A 664-nucleotide genomic window follows, 5' to 3' on the forward strand; every position below is an offset into this window, starting at 1 on the left:
TTATTTTAGAATCTTTCCAGGGCTTGGCATTCTTTCTGGGTGGAATTACTGCATGTGCTTGACGATCTGAAATCACTTTTCTGCAGCACTTCGTGTCGTACGCGCCATCGGTATAGACAGAATCTATTCGCTCATCTAGTGGAATTTGATCCAGTAAATCACCTAGTACTTGTGAATCACTGACATTATTTGTAGTAAGCTGAACGGCACGTATTTGCAGTGTTTCAGCATCTATACCAATATGCAGTTTACGCCATTGCCGACGGTATTCAGGCTGATGTTTTTTACGCTTCCATTCGCCTTCACCTAAAAACTTTAAACCCGTAGAGTCGACAAGTAGGTGTAACCCATCATGACTTTTCTGATAGCTTATCGCAATATCAATATGCTTTTGTCGTCTACAAAGGGTGGAGTAATCTGGTGCTGTCCAATTCAAGCCACAGAGTTTAATCAGGCTTTGAACAAAGCCAGTAACCATACGTAAAGAAAGACGGAATAGAGATTTGATCATTAAACAGCATTGAATCGCTGTATCGGAATAAGTTTGATTTCGTCCTTGCTTGCCTTGTGGTTGTGCATACCATTGCGTCTTAGGATCAAACCAGATTGAAATATTTCCTCGCTTGATTAAAGCTTGGTTATACGAGGACCAATTGGTTGTACG

Annotated in this window: 1 protein-coding gene; it reads right to left on the bottom strand. The window is 41.0% G+C overall.

The window, feature by feature from the left end; genetic code table 11:
- A partial coding sequence (locus ACSC97_RS18235; RefSeq protein WP_436662356.1) for an IS5-like element ISAha3 family transposase occupies positions 1–664 on the bottom strand: 664 nt, incomplete at both ends.

Origin of the sequence: Acinetobacter sp. P1(2025) (assembly GCF_051390655.1) — a bacterium.
Taxonomy (GTDB): domain Bacteria; phylum Pseudomonadota; class Gammaproteobacteria; order Pseudomonadales; family Moraxellaceae; genus Acinetobacter; species Acinetobacter junii.